General features: G+C 59.8%; 27 protein-coding genes. 10 read left to right on the forward strand and 17 right to left on the reverse strand.

Annotated elements, in window-relative coordinates; all coding sequences use genetic code 11:
- Nucleotides 1-146 precede the first annotated feature (146 nt).
- Nucleotides 147-728, forward strand: a complete 582-nt coding sequence (locus ABG82_RS13740) for a DUF417 family protein (RefSeq protein ID WP_078343862.1) — start codon at nucleotides 147-149, stop codon at nucleotides 726-728.
- 1,167 nt (nucleotides 729-1,895) lie between these two features.
- On the opposite strand, the gene ABG82_RS29325 is transcribed toward ABG82_RS13740, so the two are convergent.
- The 11 genes from ABG82_RS29325 to ABG82_RS13790 all read right to left on the reverse strand — a co-directional run bounded on the left by ABG82_RS29325 (nucleotide 1,896) and on the right by ABG82_RS13790 (nucleotide 12,063).
- The gene (locus tag ABG82_RS29325; protein WP_078343863.1) at nucleotides 1,896-2,207 is read right to left on the reverse strand and encodes a helix-turn-helix domain-containing protein; all 312 of its coding nucleotides are present in this window, start codon (nucleotides 2,205-2,207) and stop codon (nucleotides 1,896-1,898) included.
- A gap of 30 nt (nucleotides 2,208-2,237) precedes the next feature.
- Nucleotides 2,238-3,476 carry an ISL3 family transposase gene (locus ABG82_RS13745; protein ID WP_043080596.1) on the reverse strand — a complete coding sequence of 413 codons (1,239 nt, stop codon included), beginning with the start codon at nucleotides 3,474-3,476 and terminating at the stop codon, nucleotides 2,238-2,240.
- A gap of 39 nt (nucleotides 3,477-3,515) precedes the next feature.
- Nucleotides 3,516-4,208, reverse strand: a complete 693-nt coding sequence (locus ABG82_RS13750) for a hypothetical protein (protein WP_062826689.1) — start codon at nucleotides 4,206-4,208, stop codon at nucleotides 3,516-3,518.
- 84 nt (nucleotides 4,209-4,292) lie between these two features.
- The gene (locus ABG82_RS13755) at nucleotides 4,293-5,750 is read right to left on the reverse strand and encodes an aldehyde dehydrogenase family protein (protein WP_043080534.1); all 1,458 of its coding nucleotides are present in this window, start codon (nucleotides 5,748-5,750) and stop codon (nucleotides 4,293-4,295) included.
- A gap of 49 nt (nucleotides 5,751-5,799) precedes the next feature.
- Nucleotides 5,800-6,051 carry a non-oxidative hydroxyarylic acid decarboxylases subunit D gene (locus ABG82_RS29160; protein ID WP_322788740.1) on the reverse strand — a complete coding sequence of 84 codons (252 nt, stop codon included), beginning with the start codon at nucleotides 6,049-6,051 and terminating at the stop codon, nucleotides 5,800-5,802.
- A gap of 27 nt (nucleotides 6,052-6,078) precedes the next feature.
- Nucleotides 6,079-7,515 (reverse strand): non-oxidative hydroxyarylic acid decarboxylases subunit C, encoded by a 1,437-nt coding sequence (locus ABG82_RS13760; protein ID WP_043080533.1) that lies wholly within the window; start codon nucleotides 7,513-7,515, stop codon nucleotides 6,079-6,081.
- Nucleotides 7,505-8,131 (reverse strand): UbiX family flavin prenyltransferase, encoded by a 627-nt coding sequence (locus ABG82_RS13765; RefSeq protein ID WP_043080539.1) that lies wholly within the window; start codon nucleotides 8,129-8,131, stop codon nucleotides 7,505-7,507. The genes ABG82_RS13760 and ABG82_RS13765 overlap by 11 nt, the downstream gene beginning before the upstream one ends.
- Before the next feature lie 83 nt (nucleotides 8,132-8,214).
- On the reverse strand, nucleotides 8,215-9,444 hold the full coding sequence (locus ABG82_RS13770; protein WP_043080538.1) for an amidohydrolase family protein: 1,230 nt from the start codon (nucleotides 9,442-9,444) through the stop codon (nucleotides 8,215-8,217).
- Between the two features lies 1 nt (nucleotide 9,445).
- Entirely contained in the window at nucleotides 9,446-9,736 is a 291-nt protein-coding gene (locus ABG82_RS13775; protein ID WP_131676366.1) for a hypothetical protein, read from the reverse strand.
- Nucleotides 9,737-9,746: 10 nt separating this feature from the next.
- Entirely contained in the window at nucleotides 9,747-10,112 is a 366-nt protein-coding gene (locus tag ABG82_RS13780; RefSeq protein ID WP_043080531.1) for a Rieske (2Fe-2S) protein, read from the reverse strand.
- Nucleotides 10,113-11,196: 1,084 nt separating this feature from the next.
- Nucleotides 11,197-12,063: a helix-turn-helix transcriptional regulator gene (locus tag ABG82_RS13790; protein WP_043080537.1), complete on the reverse strand. Its 867-nt coding sequence runs from the start codon at nucleotides 12,061-12,063 to the stop codon at nucleotides 11,197-11,199.
- Between the two features lie 122 nt (nucleotides 12,064-12,185).
- On the opposite strand from ABG82_RS13790, the gene ABG82_RS13795 reads away from it, so the two are divergent.
- A complete protein-coding gene (locus tag ABG82_RS13795) occupies nucleotides 12,186-13,226 on the forward strand; it encodes an amidohydrolase family protein (protein ID WP_043080529.1) in 1,041 nt (346 codons plus the stop codon).
- 30 nt (nucleotides 13,227-13,256) lie between these two features.
- Complete coding sequence (locus ABG82_RS13800; RefSeq protein WP_043080528.1) at nucleotides 13,257-14,240, forward strand: amidohydrolase family protein; 984 nt, start codon at nucleotides 13,257-13,259, stop codon at nucleotides 14,238-14,240.
- Nucleotides 14,241-14,302: 62 nt separating this feature from the next.
- Here ABG82_RS13800 and ABG82_RS13805 read toward each other — a convergent pair whose 3' ends face one another.
- The gene (locus ABG82_RS13805; protein WP_131676364.1) at nucleotides 14,303-14,737 is read right to left on the reverse strand and encodes a hypothetical protein; all 435 of its coding nucleotides are present in this window, start codon (nucleotides 14,735-14,737) and stop codon (nucleotides 14,303-14,305) included.
- Nucleotides 14,738-14,810: 73 nt separating this feature from the next.
- On the opposite strand from ABG82_RS13805, the gene ABG82_RS28725 reads away from it, so the two are divergent.
- From ABG82_RS28725 to ABG82_RS13820, 3 genes are all read left to right on the forward strand, one after another.
- Complete coding sequence (locus ABG82_RS28725; protein WP_234708122.1) at nucleotides 14,811-15,461, forward strand: LGFP repeat-containing protein; 651 nt, start codon at nucleotides 14,811-14,813, stop codon at nucleotides 15,459-15,461.
- A gap of 128 nt (nucleotides 15,462-15,589) precedes the next feature.
- On the forward strand, nucleotides 15,590-15,802 hold the full coding sequence (locus tag ABG82_RS13815; protein WP_043080526.1) for a CsbD family protein: 213 nt from the start codon (nucleotides 15,590-15,592) through the stop codon (nucleotides 15,800-15,802).
- A gap of 980 nt (nucleotides 15,803-16,782) precedes the next feature.
- Complete coding sequence (locus ABG82_RS13820; RefSeq protein WP_043080525.1) at nucleotides 16,783-17,622, forward strand: SDR family NAD(P)-dependent oxidoreductase; 840 nt, start codon at nucleotides 16,783-16,785, stop codon at nucleotides 17,620-17,622.
- 34 nt (nucleotides 17,623-17,656) lie between these two features.
- Here ABG82_RS13820 and ABG82_RS13825 read toward each other — a convergent pair whose 3' ends face one another.
- Nucleotides 17,657-19,174 carry a UbiD family decarboxylase gene (locus ABG82_RS13825; RefSeq protein ID WP_043080524.1) on the reverse strand — a complete coding sequence of 506 codons (1,518 nt, stop codon included), beginning with the start codon at nucleotides 19,172-19,174 and terminating at the stop codon, nucleotides 17,657-17,659.
- A 12-nt stretch (nucleotides 19,175-19,186) separates the two neighbouring features.
- Nucleotides 19,187-19,774 carry a UbiX family flavin prenyltransferase gene (locus ABG82_RS13830; RefSeq protein ID WP_078343198.1) on the reverse strand — a complete coding sequence of 196 codons (588 nt, stop codon included), beginning with the start codon at nucleotides 19,772-19,774 and terminating at the stop codon, nucleotides 19,187-19,189.
- A gap of 95 nt (nucleotides 19,775-19,869) precedes the next feature.
- Here ABG82_RS13830 and ABG82_RS13835 point away from each other — a divergent pair, with 95 nt between their 5' ends.
- Nucleotides 19,870-20,286 carry a MarR family winged helix-turn-helix transcriptional regulator gene (locus tag ABG82_RS13835; RefSeq protein WP_043080522.1) on the forward strand — a complete coding sequence of 139 codons (417 nt, stop codon included), beginning with the start codon at nucleotides 19,870-19,872 and terminating at the stop codon, nucleotides 20,284-20,286.
- 32 nt (nucleotides 20,287-20,318) lie between these two features.
- Here the strand turns inward: ABG82_RS13835 and ABG82_RS13840 are convergent, their stop codons facing one another.
- Nucleotides 20,319-21,089, reverse strand: coding sequence for a DJ-1/PfpI family protein (locus ABG82_RS13840; RefSeq protein ID WP_043080521.1), 771 nt, complete (start codon nucleotides 21,087-21,089; stop codon nucleotides 20,319-20,321).
- Between the two features lie 182 nt (nucleotides 21,090-21,271).
- Nucleotides 21,272-21,964, reverse strand: coding sequence for a rhamnosyl O-methyltransferase (locus tag ABG82_RS13845; protein ID WP_054173119.1), 693 nt, complete (start codon nucleotides 21,962-21,964; stop codon nucleotides 21,272-21,274).
- A 269-nt stretch (nucleotides 21,965-22,233) separates the two neighbouring features.
- Here ABG82_RS13845 and ABG82_RS13850 point away from each other — a divergent pair, with 269 nt between their 5' ends.
- The 3 genes from ABG82_RS13850 (at nucleotide 22,234) to ABG82_RS13860 (ending at nucleotide 24,769) form a co-directional block, all read left to right on the forward strand.
- A complete protein-coding gene (locus tag ABG82_RS13850; protein WP_043075754.1) occupies nucleotides 22,234-23,199 on the forward strand; it encodes a cytochrome c oxidase assembly protein in 966 nt (321 codons plus the stop codon).
- Nucleotides 23,200-23,281: 82 nt separating this feature from the next.
- The gene (locus ABG82_RS13855; RefSeq protein ID WP_078343199.1) at nucleotides 23,282-23,809 is read left to right on the forward strand and encodes a hypothetical protein; all 528 of its coding nucleotides are present in this window, start codon (nucleotides 23,282-23,284) and stop codon (nucleotides 23,807-23,809) included.
- Between the two features lie 45 nt (nucleotides 23,810-23,854).
- On the forward strand, nucleotides 23,855-24,769 hold the full coding sequence (locus ABG82_RS13860; protein WP_109475883.1) for an aminoglycoside phosphotransferase family protein: 915 nt from the start codon (nucleotides 23,855-23,857) through the stop codon (nucleotides 24,767-24,769).
- Here ABG82_RS13860 and ABG82_RS13865 read toward each other — a convergent pair.
- A complete protein-coding gene (locus ABG82_RS13865) occupies nucleotides 24,766-25,539 on the reverse strand; it encodes a DUF2127 domain-containing protein (protein WP_043075753.1) in 774 nt (257 codons plus the stop codon). The genes ABG82_RS13860 and ABG82_RS13865 overlap by 4 nt on opposite strands.
- Nucleotides 25,540-25,599 lie beyond the last annotated feature (60 nt).

Raw genomic sequence — 25,599 nt, forward strand, 5'->3', positions numbered from 1 at the left:
AGCCGATTAAGCATGATAGTGAGTCAATTATGCGTTGATAACTCACCTATGCCAAGGCATTTTGGGTGTGGCGACGTAGCCACGGGGCGTCTGCCAAACCAAGCGCCCAGTAAACCCATGGACAGTGCAACAGGAGTCGGATCATCATGACGGATCTCATAAACACAATCGCGCGACAGACAGTTCGACTAGACCGCCTCGCCACCTTCCTTACCCGGCTGGGACTTGTCATTGTGACCCTGTGGATTGGTGGCCTGAAAGTCACTAGCTACGAGGCCGAGGGCATCGTGCCGTTCGTCGCTAACAGCCCATTTCTTAGCTGGATGTTGAAAACTCCTAGCGGCTACCCACTGCACCGGACTCCCGAAGGTGCGGTCAACGGGGACAACATGAGTTGGCACTTACAAAATGGGACGTACACCACCTCCATGATTATCGGGGCATGCATCGTGACCATCGGAATCATGATCGCTCTAGGCTTCGCCTACCCTGCCGCCGGAATGATCGGTGGACTGCTACTGGCAGGGATGAGTCTTGTTACACTCTCCTTCCTCGTAACGACACCGGAAGTGTGGGTTCCGGACCTTGGATCAAGCACCCACGGATTTCCGTTCTTGGCCGCACCAGGACGCCTTGTAATTAAGGACGCGATCATGCTCGGGGCCTCTCTATGGACCGCCGCCGATTCAGCCAAAAGATTCCTGGCTGACCGACATGAGGTTCTGTAGCCGAAAATACTTTGCCACAGAAGACAGAAGCGTTAGATCGAGTTGTGCACAACCGACAAGCTTGCTCACGGACATCAACTCCCGATCGAGTAGTGGCGTCAGCAGCTCAAGCTGAGAGCGGGCCTTACCCGCGTGCTTCCTGCCGGCGTCGCGTCGCGAAGTAGAGCGCGTCTGCGGCCGCCATGAACTCGTCGAGCGGTTCCTGGAATGTGTCCCCATTTTCTCCACCGCCCCAGGTCAACTGGGTGCATGGGCGCATCATCAGTCAGCCACTTGGTTTGGAGTTTTCTGGCAGGGACGGCGCTGGTCTGTAGCGCACCGTCGAGACAGCTGCGATGGAGCGGCCAAGGACTGCGGCAACACGCCGTACGGGAACTGATCGGTTGTTTGCCAATGAAGTTTCGTCGGCGCTCCAGGTACGGTTCGGCGCGCCGCGCTCCTCCAGCTCGTCGACGCAGTAGCTTGACCAGCTCTCATCTGCCATTCGATTGATCTCGCGCCACCGAGAACGTTCGGCCTTACCGATGCGTCGCATGCGACCACATTCTGCCGTCCAACACTGTTGGCACCGGCAACCCGATTGAAAACCCGCCAGGCCATGAATCATGGCAATCGCCTTGGGTGCCCTCGCCCAACGTCAGGGTGCTGCTGTTTTTGATCACCGGAGGCGTCGAATCGATCCAGGCGTTCAAACAGCCACTGATGCGGCTTTCGATAACACAGCCACGACGGTGGATCCGGCACAACAGGGGGCGAGGAACTTCCCGTCGCGACTATCGCGACTCTGTTGTCGGACGAATAGAAGACTTGGACCACGCACGAGGGGTCTGCCTCCGTAAGAACCGGGGTGACAACCTCGGATGCCCAGATCAGTAATCGATCGAGTTGGTTCACGGCAGCAACCACCTCCCACATCGTGGTGCGGTAGTCACTCATAACTGCGCGAACACCCGTCTGGAAAATGCGTACTCAATTTATCAACCACCATTCCGTCTGGTGTTTTCAATGCGACAAGCACACAGATCTATGTATGTGCGCCCTGTCGCAAAAGGACTCTGTTGCAGAGTACTTCGATGCGGCACCTCGAAATGCTTGGAAACCGATACTTTTGAGTCTAGTTATGGTCAGGAATGGACCATCGATACACATTCCTCGGGCCTGGGTGGTTCACCACAGCCCCTGATGGGCACGCCGAAACGCGCCAGGCTGGCACTCGGTCATTCGATGGAAATGCTTACTAAAATTTGTCGCCTCACTGAATCCCAGCTTTCGTGCAATAGTCGATACAGGAAGGTTCGTGTAGGTGAGCAGCCGCTTAGCCTCCAGGGCTATGCGGGTATCTATGAGTTCCTTCGCTGTGTGGCCGCTATCTTTGATGCAGGCGCGATTTAGAGTGCGCGCGGAATAGCCCAATACGTTGGCGTATTCATTCGTCGTATGAAGTCGCGTGAACGATTCTTCGAGTTCCCGGCGAAACAAGTGGCTCTATTGCCATGAATGTGGATGACCTCATGTGTGGTATGGGAGTTCGAGGGTCACCGGTCCGCAGACGAGCATGATCATGGCGAGCGCGTTCTCGGCGTTGTGGAAGCCGTAGGCCCTGCGGATGATCAACCGGACCTTGTTGTTGAGCCCTTCGTGGCGGCCGTTGGCCAGTCCGCGCTCCACCGCGGCTTGGATGCCATCGAGGTGTTTGTTGATGGTTCGGCCGACCTTGACGAACTGCGGGATCCGGCACCGCTGCGCCCATGAGCACCATTTCCCGAGCATGTCGGTGACGGTGTCGGCGTCAAGATCCCCGGCGAACACCGCCCGCAGCGATTCCTTCAGTTCGTAGGCGCGGACCAGTGCGCCGCCCTCGCGTTTGAGCTGGGCGAGGGTGGCTTTCTGTGTGTCGGTGAGGGATTCGGGGTTCTTCAGCAGCGCCCAGCGGGCTCCCTTGTAGGTTTTGGCGATCTGCTTGTCCGACAGTTTGCGCGCGGACTGCCATACCTGACGGCGAACGTCGTCGAGGGCGTCGGTGGCTAGTTTGACGACATGGAACGGATCGAAGCAGATCACCGCCTGCGGGGCATGTGCGCGAACGGATTTCGCGAATGCCGGCCCGAGGTCCATCGACACGGCCTCGATCTTCTTCGCGCCATCGGCGGGTAGGGCCGCGGTGAAGAACGCGTCGAGAGTGGCTGCCTTCTTGCCCGGCGCACCCCACACGATTGTGCCGGTGTCGTGGTCGGACACCAAAGTCAAATACTTGTGGTGCTTGCGCCAGGAGATCTCATCGACGCCGATGTCGACCAGCCCGGCCAGCCGGTCGGGGTCCAGTTTCTCGGCCACGACGCGCGAACACATCGCCCCGACGGTGCGCCACGTGACGCGGCAGAACGTCGACACCGTCTTCTTGTCACACTTGGCGGCCAGCCAGACCGCAAGGTCCTCGAAGTCGCGGGTGAACCCCGATCCCGGCCGCGCGAACGGCACTGACTCGGCCAGGACACCGTGCTCGGGGCAGCGCAACCGACGTCGCCGCAGTTTGAGCACACATACCCGCCCACTGAGGTCCAGGTGCCGCCACGCCGAATCCACCATCCGTGTGTCGTAGCGGTGCCGGGTACGGAAATCGCAATGCGGACAGGACATCACCCGCTGTTGCGGGCGCACCCACACCGTCACCTTGTCGCCGCACTCGACGTCGCGGACCGTGGTCTTCGGCAGGTCGAGGACACGGTTGAGTAAAGTGGTCGCGCGCACGGGCAAGCTCCTTGGTACGAGGTGTAGGAGCTTTCGAACCTATGAGCTACCCGTGCGCCCAGACCACTCCGCCACGCGAGACATAGCACACCCCACCCGACCCACATTCATGGCAATAGAGCCAAACAAGTGATAGGTCTGCGAGCACAGCACCACGACATCGGTTTGCTTCTCTGTCGCCATACGGGTGATCCGTAGAAGCAGCCCCGCCAGCAGCATCCGGACCAACTCGCACGTGACGCCCGTGGCATCGCCGGCCGACTTGTCGTACTCGTCCGCAATCTCGGCGAAAGACTGGTCGCATGCGGTGAGCATGCCGCCTCCGAGCTGCCATTTCCGTGTACCGAAGGCGTCGTCGATCACGCTCGGCACACGGATGGCGAACCTCGTAGGACTTGAGCCGGTGAAACAGATTTGGATCGCGTCAGCCCACTCGACATCACCCTCCGGCGTGACGGGTATGTGCTGCACCTGGCCGGGCCGGGTGTAGAGGAGGGTCCCCGCGGGGCAGTCATATCGTTCAGAGTCGATGCCTATGGTTGCGCTGCCCTTTCTGACAAGCAGAAGACGGTGCGCCGTCAGGTGGTGCGGTTCCGGCGGGGCGGCGAGCTCCTGCGTGCGGTGGACCTTGATCGAATGCTCGGGCCCTAGCTCGTCGCGCACCTTGTAGCTGAGCGCCGAGCGTCCCGACGCTGAACCGTCCTCGTTGGCGAGGTTCTGGTCATAACACATGCATACATTCTAATATAGCTATGTAAAATGCGAGGGTGGGTTGCTGACACCGGACTGATGCGTAGCCGCTCCCGGTCAAGACGGTCAATAGACTGATCGACGTTGTGCTGGTTGAACTGTCACCCAGCGTGTTTCGGTGAATGCATCGAGATTGGCGGTGCCACCGAAATGTGAGCCCACACCCGAAGCTTGGACTCCCCCCATTGGGGCTAGCGGTGAGTCCGCAATGGTCTGGTTGTTGATATGCACTGCCCCGGTCGGAATTCGTTCTGCGATGTCAAGCGCCCTGGTGATGTCCGGGGTGAGGATGCCCAACGTCAGCCCATACTCGGAGTCGCACGCCATTGCTACTGCCTCTTCGTCGGAGGCAAAGGAACGCACCACCGCGACAGGTCCGAATATCTCGTTGGCGTACGCGGATGTCTGTGGGCCCACATTGGTCAGGACTGTGGGGCGATAGAAGAGTTCGTCATAGGTGCCGCCGGTTACCAGCGTGGCTCCCTGCTCCAGGCTTTCGAGGACCAGCGCATGGATACGATCGCGCTGGTGCGCATCGATGATCGGCCCGATCTCTACCTCGGGATCGGTGGGATCACCGATGCGCAGGTTTGCCGCTATTTGCGCGAGTCGCTCCACGTACGCGTCGACGACGTCCCGATGCACCAGGTGTCGTCCCGTAGCCATGCAGATCTGTCCCTGATGAAAGAAGGAGCCTCGCGCACCCATATGCGCCGCCCAGTCGATATCGACGCCGGGAAGGACCAGTAGCGCCGAGTTCCCTCCCAGCTCCAGGTGCGCCTTCGCGAAGTGGCGTGCGGCCGCTTGACCCACCGATCTGCCGGCCTTCGTCGAGCCGGTGAACGAGACCACATCGATTCCCGAATGGGCAACCAGCGCTTCACCTAATTCTGCTCCACCCGGGAGAACCGCCAAGATTCCCCGAGGTGCTCCTGCCGCTTCGAACGCCATCGCCAGCATCATTCCGCCCGACACCGCGGCACGCGGATCTGGCTTGAGAATGGCCGCATTACCCAGCGCTATCGCCGGTGCGATCGAGTGAATCGCTAGCTGTAGAGGTGCGTTGAATGGGGCGATCACGCCGAGAATTCCGGCGGGAGTCCGCACTGAATAGCTCATGTCACCACCGTTGGTGCTAATCATTTCGCCCGTTGGGTGCAGGGCCAATGCCGCTGCTGCGTAGCACTCGCGGATGGCTAGGTCGGTCTCGAAGTTCGCCTTTTCATGGGTAGCGCCGCCTTCTCGTATCAGCCATCCCACGACGCCTTCCTTCATGGCGGTCAATGCCTCTCCAACGCGTCGCAGCAGACCCGCGCGTCCTTCCGGGTCGACTGCGGCCCATGGCTGCTGGGCTGATTTCGCCAGGCTGACTGCATGTTCCAGGTCCGCGCCGCTGGCGAGGCCTATTTTCCCGAGGCTTGCCCCCGTGGCAGGTTCGGCAACATCAGCTGTGTCCCCAGCGCCGTCGACCCAGCCTCCGACGTATATCTTTCGTTCCCACGGCGGTTGCTGTGGTGAGGTCATCGCAGGGTTACCTTTCTATACTCTGTAGACATTTGATCTGGCCGTGCGGTCACGGCTGTTGCCGCAACGGCGGGATCGCCGGAACGTCGCGCGCACCGTCAATGCCGGCGCGAGTGAGGCGGAATTCACGGGGGTAACTAGCCCGGTCAGTGCGTCTGGCGGGCTCCGTCGAACGCCAGCAGTACAGGCAAGTTGCGCATTGATAGATCTGCCAGACCAACGGGACGGGCGATACCGCGATCACTGTCGCCGTCCCGTCTTCGCAACGTGGACAAGGTATTTGCACGCTATCCATGGTCATCAGAACTCCTTTCGTTATCTACGGGCACTATCCTCGAGTGGCCATCATCTTGGTCAGCCGAACGATCCAATCGGCCGTCTCGGGCAAGTCATGGACAGACTGTCCGTAATGCCCACGCACATCGGGATCAACGGGCGTGGTGGCGTCGATCACCAACTTGTCGCTAATTCCTGACGGGGATGCGCCCGGATCTAGTTGCATGACAGACATATTCGCAAGCTGCACCAAATCGCCGGCCGGGTTCACCTTGGTGGACAGCGCCCACATCACCTGCGGCAGGTTGAAGGGGTCGACATCCTCGTCCACGACGATGACTATTTTGACGTATCCAAGGCCATGCGGCGTTGTCATCGCCCTGACTCCAACGGCTTTGGCGAATCCACCATAGCGCTTATGCGTGGAGATGATGGCGAGCAGCCCATGGGAATACATGGCATTGACGGCCTCCACCTCGGGGAATTCCGCCTTGAGCTGTTGGTAGAGCGGTACGCACGTCGCCGGTCCTATGAGATAGTCGACCTCGGTCCACGGCATACCGAGGTAGAGGGATTCGAAGATGGGGTTACTGCGAAACGAAACACGGTTGACACGAACTACATTCATCTTGCGCCCGCCGGAGTAGTGTCCTGTGAACTCCCCGAAAGGACCTTCGAGCTCGCGTTTGCGGCCTTCGATGACGCCTTCCAAGATAAGCTCCGCCCCCCAGGGAACATCAAGGCCCGTCAGAGGTGCCGCCGCGATCGGATAGGGCGCCTGGCGCAACGCGCCGGCCATTTCGTACTCCGACTCGTCGTACTCCAGGGGTGTGCCACCCATCAATGTGATGATGGGGTCGTTGCCCACGGCGATCGCGACCGGTAGATCCTCGCCGCGCTCTTCGGCCTTATGCAGCTGCAGCCCGATGTCGTGCATCGCGATGGTCTGCAAGCCCAGCTTGCGTTTTCCTTTGACCTGCATCCGATAAATGCCGACATTCTGCTTGCCGAAGTTGCCGGGATCTTCTGGGTCGCGCGAGACGACCGGAGCCTTATCCAGGTAGAACCCGCCGTCGCCATCGTTCAGGCGTATCAACGGCAGGAGGTTGAAAAGATCAATGTCATCTCCTGCCAATGTGTTCTGCGCCCACGGTGGGCCGTCTCGACGTTCAGGCGGTACCGGGAACGTCTCCCAACGGTGGATGAACTCAGCGATCTGCTCCTTCACCCCCGTATCCACGGGTAAGCCCAGTGCGAGCGCATGATTGCGCCAGGAGCCGTGTACCCCCATGGCGATACGCGCATCCACGAAGCCGGCGATGTTGTCGAAGAACAGTGCCGGAGCGGTGTCGCCTAGACGACAGGCAGCATTCGCGGCCGCCGCGACATCCGGTTCGGGCAATACCTGCTCGGTGATCCTCAGGAGCTGACCGTGTGACTCCAGTTCAGCAAGGAAGCTGCGTAGATCATCGAATGCATTACCGTTCAATGTTATTCACCTCATCGGTTGTCTTGGTCAGCCCTGCCCAACGACGTGCACGGGGCGCGGGCAGCCCGAATTGATCCAGTACCCTTGCTACGGTGTGATCGACGATGTCCGCCACGGTTTCCGGCTTGTTGTAGAACGCCGGCATCGGCGGAACGATGTGAACGCCCATCCGGGCGAGCGCGAGCATGTTTTCGAGATGTATCTCGCTCAGAGGCGACTCACGTGGGACCAGCACCAGCCTTCTGCGCTCCTTCAGAGTGACGTCGGCGGCACGGCCTAGCAGTCCGTCCGCATAGCCGCTGCGAATACCTGCGAGGCTCTTCATGCTGCACGGGATGATCACCATGCCGTCGGCCGCGAATGACCCCGAGGAGATCGGCGCAGTCTGGTCATCGGGACCAAAGTGGTGATCGGCCAGCGCAGCAATATCCGTTGCCGTATAGGCTGTTTCCAGCCGGATTGTGGTCCGGGCCCAGCGCGTCAGCACGAGATAGGTCTCGACAACCGGCTCCCCTTTTTCCGTGCGGCGCCGCTGGTTGATTTCACGCAATGCGCAAAGCAAAGACACCGCCAGCGGAGCACCCGTGGCACCCGTGATGCCGACGATTAGTCGCATGTGCTCCTGCCTGACGTTGTGTTGGCCGACGGCGAACGCGGCCCGTGAGGTCGGCGGGATGACCACCTCACGGACCGCGCCTGCTAGCGGTGTCTGTTATCGGGAAGCTTGTCCGCGCCGAAGAGCCTCTGGGCGTTGCCACCCAGGATGTTTCGCTTCTCTTGCTCGGTGAGGAAATCGAGACGCAGGATCTGGGCGGGAAGATCGAAATCCCAGTGCGGCCAATCGGATGAGTAGAGCAGTGTGTTCGGCGCGTCGATCATCTCGAATGTTGACTTCAACAATTTGAAGTCCGTCATTTCAAGCGGCTGCGAGGTATAAAACATGTCGCGCATATACTCCGACGGCAGCTTCGTGAGCAACGGCGCGTCGGCGGTCCGCAAGATGTATTCGTGATCCAACCTTTGTGCCATGAAAGGCAGCCAGGCCAGTCCACTCTCAATCCATATTGTCTTCAACTTGGGAAATCTTTCGGGGATTCCGTTGATTATCCAGTTGGTCATGTGTGTCATATTGCAGGTGACGAACGACATCGCATGAACGCTGAGGAAGCGATTCATAGTCGACGTCATGGTGTCACCCCATGTTGGACCAGCGTGGAACCCTATCGGCATCCCCAGCCGTTCCAATTCTGCATACACGGGCATGTAACGGTTATCGTGCACTGCTACATGCCGCTGACTTGTGACGAGGAACCCTATAACGTCAGGGTTGTTGTGATATCGGCGTATCGTCTCCAGGCACGCGTCCGGATCGTGAAACGGCAGCCCTAACATCGTCTTAATGTTCGGGTCTTTCCCCAGAATTGTTTGGGTGAACCATTCGTTGTAAGCCAGGTTGATCTGAACGGCGATAGTAGGAACTGGGTGCAGTCCCGCCTCGAGCATGGGCTGGGGAAACACGATTTGATAGTTCAACGACATCGCTTCGATGGCGCGGCGGACAAGAGTCACATCGCGATGTACATCCGACAGCGGCACGTCCTCTGCCAACGCCGCCTGATGCGGGATTCGCGCTCCGGCATCCTGAAACTTTAGCCCCGGCATCTCGTTGGTCAAAGCAAATCGAGTGTCGCCCGGAACGTACTTGACGAATTGTTCGCCATAGTCGCGTATCACAGGATTCGGGATGAACTCAATGATGTCTTCCCAAGAATCGCTTTCTACGTGATGGGCATCGACATCTACGATGAAATAGTCATCCAAACCGTAGTGCTCTCGATCTCGTTGCGCATTCTCCAGTATTTTTAGAGTGTTGGTCCGCGTGGTGATCTCAGGTTCAGTCGAAAGCGATACTGTCAGTTCATTTTTCATGTCAGCACTCCTCCGCGCTCGCCCGCGCACGGGACACCCACATTGCGAGATCGAAATTGTTGATGTTGTGCGATTCCATCAGGTACTGGATCATGATTACGGCGTCGGTAACGCTGAGGTGTTCCGGAGTGACAACTGACTCGACTCCGCGTTGATGTAGCACTGCGAGCATTTTCCCCAGCGACCCGATGGCAGATGACATGTCTGCACGCGAAATATTTTGGGTGGCACCAGCTTCCAACTCCCCCACCAGATTCTCTAGATCTGAACTGATCGACGAGAAGGCAGTCACGTCTTGTACATCAGACATTGACATAGATATGCCCCTCGCTTTCGTCTACCTCGAAGCGGCGCAGAGCAATTCGCGGAATTGTGGCGTGCTCACCGGTATCGATCTTGTACTCGGCCCCATGCCAAGGGCACACGACATGCATCTCTTTCAAGTCGAAGTCCTGTCCGATAACTCGCTTGCCTGAATCGAGCACTTCCCGCACGCGGGGCACGACGCGCCCCTGGCACGCGGGTCCACCTTGGTGCGCACATACATTTTCGTAAGCACGCAAACCCTGAGTTGTGCGAAAAACTCCGACACTCAAGTCTCCGACCTGGACGATCAACCGACCACCCTCCTGCAATTTCACGGATTCTCCCACCATTACTCTGGGCATCGAATCTCCTCACTGAAGCACTGATCAACGGGGCTGTAGCAAGCAGCCCTAGAGAGGTTTCACCTCGGGCTGGCGGGCTGCCTGCTTCGATATTTGTCGCGATACATGGCTTTTGCCAGGTGGTTTCCTACCTAAAACCGATTGAAAATGGACATTGACGCAACGCATCCCGTGAAGCACAGGCAAACTGTGTGTCTAATCACTGGAGATTTACCTAAATCCCTTCGAAAACTCAATGGCAAGGCGAGCGATGTCCATTTCTGACCGTAATTAAGCATGGATCTACCTATGGCTTGACGTTCGCGTCCTGCAAAGTTTGAGATCGCCTTCAGCGAAGTTGGAGGCACCGACCTCGCGGGCTCGGCTGCCTCACAGGCTCCACTGCGGGACAGGCATCTCCACCAGAAGTAGGAGGAACGAGTAGTGAAACTCAGCACGATGTTCGTCATGCTGTCGCTGGTCGCCGTCGGTCCCACACGTATCGGCGATCGCGCCGAGCCCACGGATACCGCTTCAGATGCCGTTCCCGTCACGGCGGTCCAACGGCGCCATAGTGGGAACTCAGTCCGCATTCCAGTCGGATTGAGGGTTCCGGTCAGGACGTCCTCGTCCCTGCAGCTGGAGATCCAGGGGGAAGACCAGTCCGAGAGGGGGCGTCTGAACTGCACCGCAGTGAGCCCAGACGGCCAGTCGATACAGCTGATCCGGTCGCATACACACGAGGAACCGGAGCCGGCGGAAGACGGCAGCATGTGGACGCCGCTATGGCAGCTGATCGTACCGTCCGGCAGCGTACATATTGCGTGTGTTGACGGTAAGCCGTCAGGTGCGGGCACTGCCGGCGCCTTCGTCAGACTCGTTGTGCTGGGCCCGGTTTTGAGCGCTTAGTGTTGGAGAACTCAGCTACGCACTTAAAGAGTTCAGCGGCGTTTTGCCTACCGACTCGTGCCGGATGTCCTTTACCGGCACCATCACTACCTTGTTCGGAATGATTGGCCGCCAACGTTCCGAGTCGGGAACCTTACGTAGATTCGTAGCGGCTCGTCCTCTAGCTGAGTTCAACTTAGCGCTGCTGCGTCGGTGTTCAGGTGATGCTTCGAAACTGGGCGGGTGTCGTGCCGGTACGTAGCTGAAAGAACCTGCTGAAATCAGATGGCGTCGAAAAGCCTAAAAGACGGGCTACCGCACCTGATGAGGAATCGGTGTGCGCAAGTAGACGTTTGGCCTCCAATAGAACGCGATCGTCGATGTAATTTTTCGGGCCGTGCCCGGTCGCGGCAATCGCGGCGCGCGTCAAGGTGCGGGTGCTGAATCCCAAGAGATCGGCGTAGTCCGCAACCTTGCGGGTTTGCGTGAATCTTGCCTCTACGGCCTTACAGAATGCGTCGAATACGCGATTAGACGGTTGGTCACTTACGGCGCCCGTTGCACTGATTGTCAGCAGCAGCGCTGACAGAATGTGGCGAAGGGTGGCGACGTGCGCTGTGATTCGCTCGCCCGATACAGCCGCGTACTCGGCGCGTAGAGCGTCCACCAAGGTCTCGACCGATCGGTTCGTACCAGACGACGGGGACCAAAGTGGTTGGCGAAGAGGATCATCGAGGCGTACGAGCCCTGCTGTCGCGGGGCTGATAAATCCGTTCGCGAAGAGAATCGCGGTCCCGGTCGTGCCGGCCAAATCGCACCGATATTGGTGTACCTGCCGGGGCCGGATCCAAAGCCACTCCCCGATGGAAATGGTGTAGTCGACGAAGTCCACGGCGCATTCGAGTGTGTCGGCACGGACGCCGAGAAGCAGGTGAAATCCCAAACGCGACGGCGCCCCCTGCCGCAGTCCGCGGCTGGCCAAGCGCTCGGCAATAAGAGCAGTGGGGTGCATCTGGATCCCCGGCGGGGTGCCGACGCGTTCGACATAAGCGGCATTCGGTATAGGTGATTCTTCACCGCGCATTGTCTGATTATGCACATCAGTTGGCTTCTCCATCCCTTTCTGACATGCGAATACGCCAATAGCGTGATCAGTGATGTCGCGCAGCGCGACTCTTTTCAGGAAATCTCAGTCAGGAGACCCAGATGTTGCCCAAGATTGCATTAGAGGAAGCGTTCTACTACGCCCACGACGCCACCGGGAGCTTGTCTGACGATCCCGCCTACGTCGCCACCTCCCAGGGGCTAGAGCCCGACTGGTTCCGCCCGGTCTGGGATCGGCTCCTGGAAATCGGCCCCGAGCGCATCGCCGCCATGGATACCGCGAACGTGCGGTACTCGATACTGTCCCACAACGCCCCCGGCATTCAAGGTATTACCGATACCGCCGTTGCGGTTTCCCTTGCCGCAGAGGTCAATGACTATCTTGCCGAGTCGATCAGCGCCTATCCAGACCGCTTCGGCGCCTTCGCTCAGCTGCCGACAATTGACCCGGCGCGGGCAGCCTCGGAGCTACAACGCGCGGTCAACCAGCTTGGCTTCCGCGGGGCCATGATTAACGGCTACACCGGCCTAGGCGATGACAAAGCGATCTACCTAGACGAAGACATCAACGAACCGCTGTGGAGCACGCTGCAAGAACTCAAAGTGCCCCTCTACATTCATCCACGGCCGATGGCCGGAGACGTTTGCGCGCTACGCGGCCATCCTGAAATCGTCGGTGCCACATGGGCATTTGCTCCCGAAACCGCCACCCATCTGCTCCGGATCATATTCAGCGGTGTCCTGGACAGGTTCCCAGATGTCCAGATCATCGTTGGACACCTCGGCGAGGGATTGCCGGCGCTGCTGGGTCGTATCCAGCACTACTTCAACGCAAATCCGTTTGGCCACAGCCTGCAGCGACCGCTGTCCGAATACTTCTATTCCAATATTCACATCACAACTAGCGGTAACTTCAATGACCAGGCCCTGATCAGTGCGATCCTCAGCGTTGGCGCCGACAACATCCTGTTCTCCGTGGACTACCCATTCGCTGACCCGGAGGTTGCCGGCCCCTGGCTTGATACCGCGCCGATCAGCGAGAAAGACCGTCGCAAGATCGCTTATGGAAATGCCGAACGTCTGCTGGGACTTCCCGCCTCAAACGTGGCCTCCAACAACGAGAACGATACGCAATCACACTGAATCCCAATGCTCACCAAAGAAAGGCGAACCATGAAAAACAAGATCGCCCTCGAGGAACACTTCGCCACGGCGGAAACCGTCAACGATTCGCAGGAGTACTTCGGGGCCGAGGCATGGCCCGAACGTCGACGTCAGCTCCTCGACCTCGCTAGTGAACGTCTCAACAAAATGGATGCGTGCGGTATCGCATACAGCATTCTGTCGTTGAATTCTCCTGCAGTACAGTCAATCACGGACACTAACCGAGCCATTCAGGTCGCCCGCCGGGCCAATGACGCACTAGCCGAACAGGTGTCGGCATATCCGGATAGGCTCGGGGCCTTTGCGGCGCTGCCCATGCAAGACCCCGATGCCGCAGTCACGGAATTGCGGCGCGCCGTCACTGAGCTGGGCTTCAAAGGCGCCCTGGTCAACGGATTCAGCCAGATCGACAAACCAGAGAACGCGACCTACTACGACCTTCCCCAATATCGTCCATTCTGGGCTGAGGTCGAACGACTGCACGTACCGTTCTACCTTCATCCCCGAAATCCACCGACAAGTCAACAATCTGGCTATCACGGGCACCCTTGGCTATTGGGTCCAGCCTGGGCGTTCTCCATGGAAACGGGCCTCCACGCACTTCGGCTCATCGGCAGTGGACTCTTTGATGAACACCCCCACCTGACCGTCATCCTGGGACATCTCGGCGAGTTGGTAACCACCAATATCTGGCGCACCTCACACTGGGCATCACCTCAGGGCAAGAACCCCATGGGCGTGGCCACCGAACAGTCGTTCATCGATTGCTTTCGGCGAAACTTCTACGTCACCACCAGCGGAGATTTTCGCACCATCGCCATGCGCAACGCCATGGAAGAACTCGGCGCCGACCGAGTGCTCTTCGCCACCGACTATCCGTTCGAGTCGATGGAAGAAGCCTGCACGTGGTTCGATGCCTCCGAGATCGGCGAGAGGGATCGCGAGCGGATCGGGCGACAGAACGCTGCCAGGATCTTCGGACTCCGCGACTAGGTTTTCGATCCGCACTCCCGAACTACCGAAATAGTCCCCGGGGTGGGAAAACTCTGAAGAAATCACTGAGTGCCGGGACCGCCTCCGACAGGACCGTTCATGTCGGCCGGGCCGCTGGGCGCCCCGCCGGCGGCACCGTTCACACCAGCGGGGCCATTGGAGGAACCTCCCGCCGAATCGCCTCCTGGACCACCGCTAGGGGGAACATTCATATCGGCGGAACCGCCGATGGGACCTCTGGGTGAACCGCCGATGGGACCGGTCACATCGGAACGATCGGAAGTTCCAATCGGGCCAGTGACGCCCGACCCCCCGGAGGAATCGTCGTCGGGATCAGACACCTCGGAACCGCTGGGAAGCGCCGCCACCACGGAAAGACCGCCGCCGTTGCCGTGATTGGTGGTGACGGCGGCGCCGAACAGAGTTACCACTCCGCACACCACCAGCGCTCCGCTAAACATCCGGTGGTCTATGTGGCGTGAAGGCTCACTCGTCATAGCAACAAACCCTAGTTTATGCCGTAAACAATTGCTAGCATCGTCGGATACCGGAGGTTGGTTCGCCGCGTAGATGGCTATTGCCGGGATGTGTCTTGCCGGGCAAGATCGGGATGTTCGCAGTACGTGTTTGTTGCAGAAGATCGATACACGCCAAGGAGAGAAGAAGATGCGCATGAAAAAATTGCACGCCACCGCGTTGCCCGCGGCAGTCGGAATCATCGCTCTAGTCGCGGTGGGCTGCTCACACAAGACTGGCGACACACCTTCGGTCAGTTCTGCTAGCTCGGCCGCCTCGTCGGTGATTTCCTCCATCACCGCCTCACCCTCCGAAAAACCCAGCACCACAGAGATTCCGGGCAAAAACGGCACTCCATATACCGTGGAGGGGCCGATCCTGGCCAAGTGGAACACCCTGAGCGATGTGCAGAAGAAAGACCTGGGCGCACCGTACGACAACCAAAAGGAAACGCTGGACCGTACCGGGATCTACCAGCAGTTTGACGGCGGAGTGCTGATCTACCGCAACGGAGAACCGGTCTACTTCGTGTGGGGCAAGATCCGAGACGCATGGAATGACAACCAAGCCTCACAAGGCAAACTTGGCTATCCCACCGCCGATGAGACGACCGAGACCGACGGCTCGTTCAAGTCCACCTTCGAGCACGGAACGATCACTTTCAAACCCGGCGATGCCGATGCGAAAGTCTCACTTACACACTGAGTGACCGGTAAAACGCCAGTACTGGCACGGGTCGTCGGCGGCCACTGAATCAACGCCGACGACCCGTGCCGCTGACAACTCCGGAACTGATCGAAGTTGGGTACAAACTATGAGAAAGGTTGGACCACATGGGAATCGCCGATGACGCTCAGCACAAGTTCGATGACCTGAAGGGCCGCGCTAAGGAAGCCGCAGGGTCCGTCACCAATGACGACGATCTCAAAGCCGAAGGACAAGCCGATCAGGCTATCGCCTCTGCTAGGAAAACGGTTGCTGATGCTGCCGACAAAGTCAAAGAGGGTGTTGAGGCCGTCAAGGATAAGCTGACCGGAAAAGGCTAGCCAACCCGCTTTCACAGCAAGGTGGCTGCCCTAGTGGGCTAGCTAGCACCGCCTGACTCGCTAGGGTGGCCACCGCAGGACGGGTTGACTTCTGCGAGAGCCAATCAGAGACTTTCCGACCCCGATTTATTTCGAGTCGAACACGCCGCGGTATTCCACCGAAGATGCGGTACCCACGGCGCGCCGTGTGTTCACCAAGGCAGAGCTTCAGCACTTCCTCGACGTCGTAGATGATTTCGTTGATCAACAGTTCGGCGCGGGTCCCAGCGTTGGCTGCCTGCGCTGCGGGATTCGACCACCTTCACGACGGCTACGCGTACGGGTTGCGTCCCTCGTGGCAGGCTTCCATGTGAACGCGGACGCGATGCGTCGTTTGAAGGTGGATCCGCCGCCCGTGCCTACTTCGCGACTTCCATTGTCTGCGGTGCTGCGTTTCGGCGGGTAGCCCATCTCTTGGGAGACGAGCACTGCCGCGCCGGTGAACCGGACCGGCGGCAAGATCGGCTAGTGACCGATTGGCGTGGTGGAGGTAACAGCGGGGGCCGGATAGGCGTGAGCGACGCGGCGAAATCGACGAAGGCGCGTGAGTCGGCCTGTGCGTTCGCTTTGGCTTCGGGCTCTCGAGTGAGTGTTCGCCGCTCATCACCCCGGGGCATAACGCGGACCTCTGTGCCCGAGTTCAGGCCTAGCCCGACTAATTGGACACGCCCCGCATCCAAATCTTCTCGGGGACCGAACATCACGCGTAACCAAACCCACCACTTGCACCCCGCGGGTACACGCGCGTAGCGTTAGAGCGGCGCGGGGTATGCCGTGTGCCGGGGGTGGGGAATCAGCGTCACGTAGTAGATGCGCGGCATTGGGCGGGGTAGCAGTTTAACTTCGAATCACACCTTCACAAGCGGCATTTCGGAAATAGCAGTCCCTGGATGTAACAGCGCGCCCATTTCCTGATCGCCAAACCTTTTGAAGGAGCACGCATGACTAGCGCTCGGCGCAAGGCCGTGGAGGGTCGCACAGCTGTTGTCACCGGAGCCGCGTCAGGAATCGGGCGATCTCTGGCCCAGCGCCTCACGGCTCACGGGTACGCGGTCGCTATCGCGGACATCGACGAGCATGGCCTGAAACAGACGGAATTATCGCTAAACGGACCGACTTTCACAAAAGTGTTGGATGTACGTGACGCCGATGCGCAACGCGAGTTCGCTGAGCAGGTTCGCAACTGGGCGCCCACGCCGATTGCCGCTGTGTTCAACAACGCCGGGGTTACCCTCGGCTCGACCGTACTCGATACCAATCCATCAGACGACGAATGGTTGTGGGACATCAATTTTCACGGAGTCGTCTACGGTACTCGTGCATTCCTCCCGATTCTTGTCGAGCAAAACAGCGGTGCGATCGTGAATACCTCAAGTGTCCTCGGCCTGGCCGGTTGGCCCACGCACAGTGCTTACTGCGCCGCCAAGTTCGCCGTCCGTGGATTCACCGACGCCCTACGGCAAGAGCTTCGAGGTACCGGCGTCAAGGCAATCAACGTGCACCCGGGCGGCATCAATACCAACATCGTCCGCAATGGGCGCTTCCCCACCGAGGAAGTCGGCGTCACCCGAGAGCAGGTCATCAATGAATTTGCGGCAACGGCGATGACAGAGCCCGAGAAGGCTGCCGAGATCATTCACCGTGGCGTCGAGAACGGGAAGGCCCGAATCTTGGTGGGTCCCGATGCCTACATGTTCGACGCCCTGATGCGTCTTGCGCCCACGAACTACTACGGTTTTCTTGAGTTTCTGCAATCGGTACGGCGGTTCTTTGTTCGCTGACTGATCAATCACGGACTGACGCAAGGGTTAATTCTCAAGTGCCGTTGGCCAGGCTCGAGTTCTCAGGGAAGCCGTATTCGGTCCACCGATCTATCACTTTCTGCTGCAAGCCTTCTGGATAAGACGTAGTGAATTGAGCAGCAATTCCATGCGTGCGGCCCGAGGCAAGCTGTTCAGGTTGAAGCAGGCTGGTGATCGCTTTTCCTCCGCGCTGGTTCCTGACGTCCTCGGCTGTTAAGTAGGGCACTAGCGGTATGCCGGGTGCATCCCGGAACACATACTCCCCCATGCCCGGTCGGTACCGTGTCGCCATTGCCCACACCAGCTGATTGATATCGGTGATGTCGATGTCGTTGGCCACCAACAAGACTTTCGGTACCAGCCACCCGACGTGAGAAGTGAACAATATGTCCGCGATACGACGGACAAGTTCTGCTTCACCCACCGGTTGTCGCCTCAATGCGTCGAGATCTACAGAGACGACGATCCAACAGGTCGCTGCTTCATAGGAGCACCACGCGAAGTCCACGGGAAAGTTCGCTCGGCGCAACAGGTCAAGTGCGGAGGCGGCGATCATGGTGCCCCAGATCGTATGGTTTTCCTCGGGAGGCATTCCGGCGACACAAAACGGCAAGATGGGGCGGTCGCGGTGCGTGATTGCTTCGACGCGGAAGATCGGCTGCGGCTTGCTGTCCTCGAACTGATAGCCGTGATACTCGCCCATTGGGCCTTCCAGGTCGGTTTCGACCGGATCGATGTATCCCTCAACAACGATCTCCGCATTTGCGGGCACCATGAGGTCGTGCAGCTGGGCCCGTGTTACCTCGACGCCGCGGCCTGTCAGTGCGCCGACGTAACCATCTTCATTGATGCCGTCCGGCAGCGGCATGCCCGCAGCCGCGATAGCGGCAGGCGGAGCGCCGAGCACGAAGGCCCATGGTGTGGGTTTTCCCAACGCTGCCCACTGACGATGGATCATCCCCAGGTGCTGCTGGGCCATCGCCGGGCCAACGAGAGAGCGCTTGTCACGCAACATCAGTCGGCTGATTGACCAGCTTGTCCATGACCCATCCGGGGTGCGGACGATATGCATGCCGTAGGTGCCGAAGTACCGGCCTCCATCTTGCCGATGCAAAAGCGGCACCCCGAACCGCTCGAGATCCACCTCGTCCCCCACCATGATGTGTTCTTTTGCCGGGCCGGTATCGACGATGGCCGGTTCGATGGGCTCGGCGGCCATGGCTGCCACCAGCTGCTCCACGATGTCTCGTGCCCCGCTTGCGCGCGGTAAGCCGAAGTGCGCCGCGATCCGCCCGTAACCACTACCGAGAGCGCTCATTCCGGCGGGTGCACCCATCAGCCGGTATCCCGGTGCCGCTCCGTTGACATGGTTGAACACCGGGGCCGGCCCGCCGGATTCGTACACACGCCGTGCGACGGCGGCGGCTTCCAAGTGCGCGTCCACGGACGCGTCGATCATGACCGCGTCACCCACGCGAACGAGTTCGTCGACGAAGTCACGAAAATTAAGTGCGCTGCCATGCTGCACCATGAGTCCCTTTCCTTACTGTGACAAGAGCTCACTGGCCGCAAGGTGCATCCCGTTCCATCGCTTCGCCCCCGGCAGCTCGAGACCGAACTGGTCGAGGATGCGAGCGGTCAGATGCTCAACAAGGTCGGCCACCGTCGTGGGCTCGTTGTAGAAGGCGGGCACCGGCGGCATCACCACTGCCCCGATGCGGCTGAGCTCGAGCATGTTCTCCAGATGGATAACCGACAGCGGCGTTTCCCTCGTGACCAGCACGAGTTTGCGTCGTTCTTTGAGGGTGACGTCTGCCGCACGGCTGATCAACGACTCACCGAAGCCAATCCTGATGCCCGCCAACGTCTTCATACTGCACGGAACGATGACCATCCCGTCGGTGCGGAATGACCCACTGGAGATGGCGGCTGCCTGGTCCTCTGGTGAGTAGCTCACCGTGGCCAGCGTGGAGAGCGCCGCAACGCTCAGGCCGGTCTCTTGGCGGAGGGTCGCCCGTGCCCATCGGCTGACCACCAAATGGGTTTCGATGCCCATCTCGTGGAGTGCTTCCAGAAGTCGCACGCCCAGCGGCGCCCCCGTCGCACCAGTCATACCGACTACCAATTTCACCGCGTCTCCCAATTTAGTTTGTGTACGTACTAACTAGTATAGGACGTACACGTACTATTTGGGCAAGCGGATGTGAGGAGGAGCCAGTGAACAACATGAGACCCGTGCTTGATGGGCCGGGCCCGCTGGCCCGGCGCCTCTATCAAAAGCACACCCGCCTCTGGCACGAGAACGTGGACGCGCAGCTGACCGGCCAGCAGTTCACGGTGCTCGCGCGGCTCACCGACATCGGCGAGCTCGATCATTCCGAGCTTTCCGAACTCTGCTACCTCGATAAATCAACGCTGACCCCCATCCTGAAAAGACTTGAGCAGCGCGGACTGGTGACCACACGTTCCGATGATCGCGATCTGCGGAGAAAACTGATGGTGGTTACCGCGGGTGGTGCGGCGACGGTGCGGCGACTCACCCAGCCGGCCGCCGCCGTCGCCGACCAACTACTGCAGAATCTTTCGCCGGATGAGCAGGCGACCTTCCTCGAACTGCTACGCCGCACCGTCGAAACACCCTGAAGCGCGGCATCCCTACTAGTGGCGAGGCAAGGTTAGAGCTGCCACCGATGCGTGTACTGGAGCGCGTGCGCCACTTCGCCGGCTCGCGCGGGGCTGATCAGTTTCGAGACCATATACAGCGCCATGTCTACGCCCGCGCTCACTCCCGACGAGGTCACATACTCGCCGCCGTCGACGTACCGACTGTCGCGGTCCACCGAGATGGTGGGGTCTAGCGTTGTGAGCGTGTCCAATTCACTCCAGTGGGTAGTGGCTCGCCGATTCCTGAGATAGCCGGCCTTGGCCAGTAGCAAGGAGCCCGTACAAACGCTCGCGACAAGATTGACGTGCTCCGTCAATTTCTGAATCTTGGCAATCGATGCAGGCTCATTGACGAGTCTTCTCCATCCCTTGCCGCCCGGGACCAGCAGGACATCGAGTGGCGGCGCCTCGTGATACGTATGTTGCGCGACAACTTCGAGTCCCTGTGCGCATCTGACTTGTCGCGAGTCCAGAGAGATGCTGACCGGCCGGTAGTTGTCCTGAGGGAAGTCGATGGACCACGCCCCAAATACCTCCCAGGGGCCAGCGAAGTCCAGCTCTTCGACACCGTCGAAAAGCAGCAGTCCGATCGCCTTCGCGTCGCCAACATTCTCGGGGGTGGGCAAGGCCGTGCCAGCTGTGCTCGTGGCCGACTGTCCATGACTCGCGTGCCCGGCTGCGAAACCCGCGGCCGCTGCGACAGCACCAGCCGCAACCGTGCTACCCAGCAGGGCGCGGCGGGAAAACGTCTGTGTACCTTGTTCAAGCTCATCGCCAGTCATGGCGCCAGCTGATCCTTTCGCTATGTGGCTGTGTCACATAGGAATCGCGTGAGCGCCACACAAGATGCGGACTCTGACCATCCGGCTGTAAGCCGCCATTAACTTCTTCGCGAGCATACGTGGGTGATACCCGCGAAGAAGCCTCTACCCCCGGCTTGGTTTGAAGACGGTTCGGCCCGTGCCTAATTGCGAATCATGAATCCGTTGGTCGCGAAGGTGAATCCGAATTTGCGCTCGCGGTCTAGATCATGCCGATAGTCGGACGGATACTCCCGCTCATATTGGGCGATTGCCTCGAATGGGCCAGGCCCCCAGCCGGGCAGTACCGGGTGACCGTTGACATTTGAATCCTCTACCAACAGATAATCTCCCGCAGACAATACGGGCCGTAGCAGTTTCATCTCCGCCAGGACGTGATTCATGGAGTGATCGCTGTCGAGGATGGCGAAGATTTTGCCTGGGTACTCGGCCTTGAGGCGGGCGATCTCCTGCGCGACCCCCGAATCTGTCGACGAGGACTCGATGAACGAAACATCGGGGTCGCGGCGGGCTGTGTCGTGCAAAACGGCGTGCGAGATGTCGACCGAAAGGACTTTGAAGGGTTGTCCGATCTGGCGCATGGTGCTTGCGAAGAACAAGGCGGATCCACCGTGCCGAGTGCCGAACTCGACGACCAATGACGGTTTCAGGTCGAACAGAATCTCTTGGTAGTTCCACATATCACTGACGGACTTGAGGCACTTAACACCCATCCATGTGGTCTTATCGTAGATTCCGGTTCCGTAGTACCACCGGTGGTACTCATCGGCCGCAATGTCGGTGGGCCGATAGATCGATGCCGCCACGCTACTTGCAATTTGCCGCGCCAAGCTCATGCCGACTTGCTCCTTCAAACGAAATCCAGTTGTAGGAAGCAAGACAATACGGCACAACTCGGGCGGCAACACCAGAATGAAAAACAACCCGCTATCTCCGGGAGAACCTGCGGTACCGCATGGCCTGCGCCGGCCTAATCGATTTCTGCGCAGCGTGTTTCGGTAGATGCTCACCTTCGTGCGAGGACGCTTCCGGCCCGCTTACAGCAGATTTGCAGGTAGGAGATCTAACCTGATCCGTTGATCTACAAACCGACGAGGAGAGCACCATGACACCCAACATGGCCACCGAGCCTCTCACGTGGACGATGGTGGGTCTCGCGTGGCAACTCGACATCGCGGGGGTCCTGGGCGCCGTCGTACTGGGCGCCGGCTACGGCGTGGCACTGTCCCGTGCGCGGAGTCACCGATCGGATATCCGCGGCGTATGGGTGGGTTGTTACGTGGCCGGGCTCGCATGCTGGGTTTTGGCCTGTATGAGCTTCGTGGGCGTCTATGCGCCGATCTTGTTTTGGGTGCGTGCGTTGCAGGTTGTGTTGCTACTCCTGGTCGTGCCCTTCTTTCTCACTCTCGGCAGGCCGGTGACGGTGCTGCGTGGCGCACTGGAACCGGCCACGAAGGAAAGGTTCGACCAAGCGTTATCGTCAACGCCCGCAAGGATCTTGACGCATCCGCTCACGACATCTGTGGCCATGCTGGCCACGCCCTGGCTGCTGTATCTGTCCCCCTGGTACACGGCGTCGCTCTCGAATGGGACGCTCGCGGCAGTAACGCGAATGCTGTTGGTATTAATTGGGTTTGCGTATTTCTACGCCCGCCTGCAGGTGGATCCGGTTCCGCGCAAGTATCCGCAGTTGATATCGCTGCTGATCAGCGTCGCCGAGACCATCGGCGACGGAGTGCTCGGATTGGTGCTGTGGCAAGGGCCTCTCCTGGCATCGGCGTATTACCTCGCGCTGCACCGGTCCTGGGGGCCAGATCTGCGCACCGATCAGACGATCGGTGCTGGAGTTCTCTGGATCCTGGGCGATGTGCTGGGGCTGCCTTTCCTGCTGCTGCTCATGCGCGCGTTGTCAGCGGACGACAAGGCGCATGCCGCTCAGATCGACGCCGAACTTGACCGCGTAGACCGGTCGTCATCGCTGAAGCGCGCCGACCCGACTGAGGATCCGGCGCCATCGACGCTATGGTGGGAGAACGATCCTCAACTGCGCGACCGGTTCGGACAACGCTGAGCCTCCGCAGACTTCTCCCCCGATAAATGTTCTCCGGCTGAACTTCTGTACAGTCCGTCTATTTTTCGGGCAGTATGTATAGATGGACGTCCCGCGGTGCGCTCTATCGGCACTCACTGAATCTCTGTCGGCGCCTCCGCAACGTCCGTCGCGCCCGCCCTCTCCCGCTGCCGACACATCGACTCCTATCGGTCGCGCTGCCGCAGGCTTTTATTTGGCTTTTGAGGCCGTCGATGACTCCGACCGGCTTCGGGAAGCCGCGAATTGGGTAGGCAGCCAACAGGCTCCTGAATCGGACTCTCGCCAGAAATACTTGGCGCTGGCCACCGCGATCACCAAGGTGGAGCAGATCCGGCGCCACGCGGGGCGCACATTGCGTGACATAGCTGCCACCGCCTCTAACACGGCGGCGCGGCTCACCGATGACACCGGGCTGTCACCGGATATCAACGACGCGATCAAGGCCGCCGTCCGCCATGAGAGCGTCGCCGTCTGCGAGCGCGCGGTTCGAATGATCAATCACCAGACCCGCCTGGTGTTGGACCTCGACGAAGTCACGGCCGCTATGACCGTCGATGACTGGTTGACGAGTCACCGACTGGCCGATTGACCGCCGCGCCGGTTATCGGCTTGCGTGCCGCGAACACGGCGGCGAATGCTTCCGGTTGTGGACATGCACGCCGGACAGGTCAACATCACCGCGCCGGTGGCGCGCGCCCTGGTCGACGAGCAATTTCCCCGGTGGCGCTGCCTGCCCATCACTCCGATCTGCGGATCGGGAACGGTCAGCGCGATCTTTCGGCTCGGTGATCGTCTCGCGCTGCGGTTCCCGCTGTCGGGGGACGATCCTGTTCAGCTGGCCAGGCAACTGGAGATCGAGTCTGTAGCTGCTGAGAAGCTTATTGACTCGACGAGCTTTTTAACGCCGCGGCCGGTCGCGATAGGGCAGCCGGGAGCAGGCTACCGACTGCCGTGGTCGGTCCAGACGTGGCTACCGGGGGTGGTGGCCACCGATCGCGATCCGGCCGATTCCGACAGTTTCGCGCGTGACCTTGCCGAGTTCATCGGTGATGTCCGCGCAATCCCCACTGACGAGCAGATCTTTACCGGTACCGGGCGCGGCGGTGCCCTCAGCGGCCACACGGCCTGGATGAGTACCTGCTTCGAGCGCAGCGAGAAACTACTCGATGTTCCACGACTACGTGATATGTGGGATCGCATGTGCGGGCTGCCGCGCGGAGCTGAGGTCGACGTGATGAGTCACGGCGACCTGATACCGGGCAACGTCCTCGTGTCCGTTGACCGGCGTTTGGTGGGAGTCCTCGACGTCGGTGGTCTAGCGCCTGCCGACCCCGCGCTCGACCTGGTAGGTGCGTGGCATCTTCTCAATACCGGCCCACGAGAGGTGTTCCGCGACATTCTGGCGCCCAGCGAGCCACAGTGGCAACGCGGGCAAGCATGGGCATTCCAGCAGGCCATGGGGCTCGTCTGGTATTACGCGCAGAGCAATCCGGCCATGAGCAGAATCGGCCGTCGGACATTGGATCGGCTACTCGCCGATGCAGGCTAGGCCTGCTGCAGCTTGTCCCCCAGCGCCGCCCGCTCCACACTCAGCAGGCTCTCGGCGCGATGCTCGTCCTCATAGGCTTTTCCGCCGCCGTTGAGCCCAAACAGCCGCTTGCTCCAGAGCAGCCAAACCACCGCCACAATATTCACCAGCAACGCCAAAACCCTGAGTACGGTTTGCTTTTCGATGAGCTCGTAAATCTCGAGCGGCAGAAATATGCTGGTGGCGATGACGGCGAAGTACTCGCCCCATCGCTTCATCATCCAGAGGCCGATCGCCTCGATGAATTCGATGGCGGCGTAGGCGGCAAGACCCACCGCCACCCACATCAGCGTCGAAGACGACAGCGAGAAGGCCTGGCCTATGTGGTGAATGATTTTGGAGTTGTCGGGGTTCCAGCCGATCTGATTGGCCAGCGGACGGATCAGCGGAATGTCCTGCTCGAAGACCTGTTGAAGATGCTCACGCGACCCCCGAACCTTCACCACACCGACCGCCAGCAGCATGAACACCAATCCACGGAACACACGCTCCACGGCAAGTACTCGCATCAAGGTCCGGTCGCGCAGCAACCGTCCTCGGGGTACCTCGGGAGCGGTGTCGGCCGGGCCCCGATAGCGGGGTGTTCCCACCACAAATGTCTCGCATCGCAAGCAACGCCAGGCCTCGCCGACCGGGGTATCAACCCGCAGCCGTTCGCGTAGCGGCTGTTCATCGGGATTGAATGTCGCGTGTCCACGCAGACCGCACGACCGCAGAGCAAAGTTGATCACAAAAGAAACGTTAGCCGGACATCCAGTGCGGCGCCGCCTGATAGCCAGGTTCCGGCGCTA

Origin of the sequence: Mycobacteroides immunogenum (assembly GCF_001605725.1) — a bacterium.
Lineage (GTDB): Bacteria > Actinomycetota > Actinomycetes > Mycobacteriales > Mycobacteriaceae > Mycobacterium > Mycobacterium immunogenum.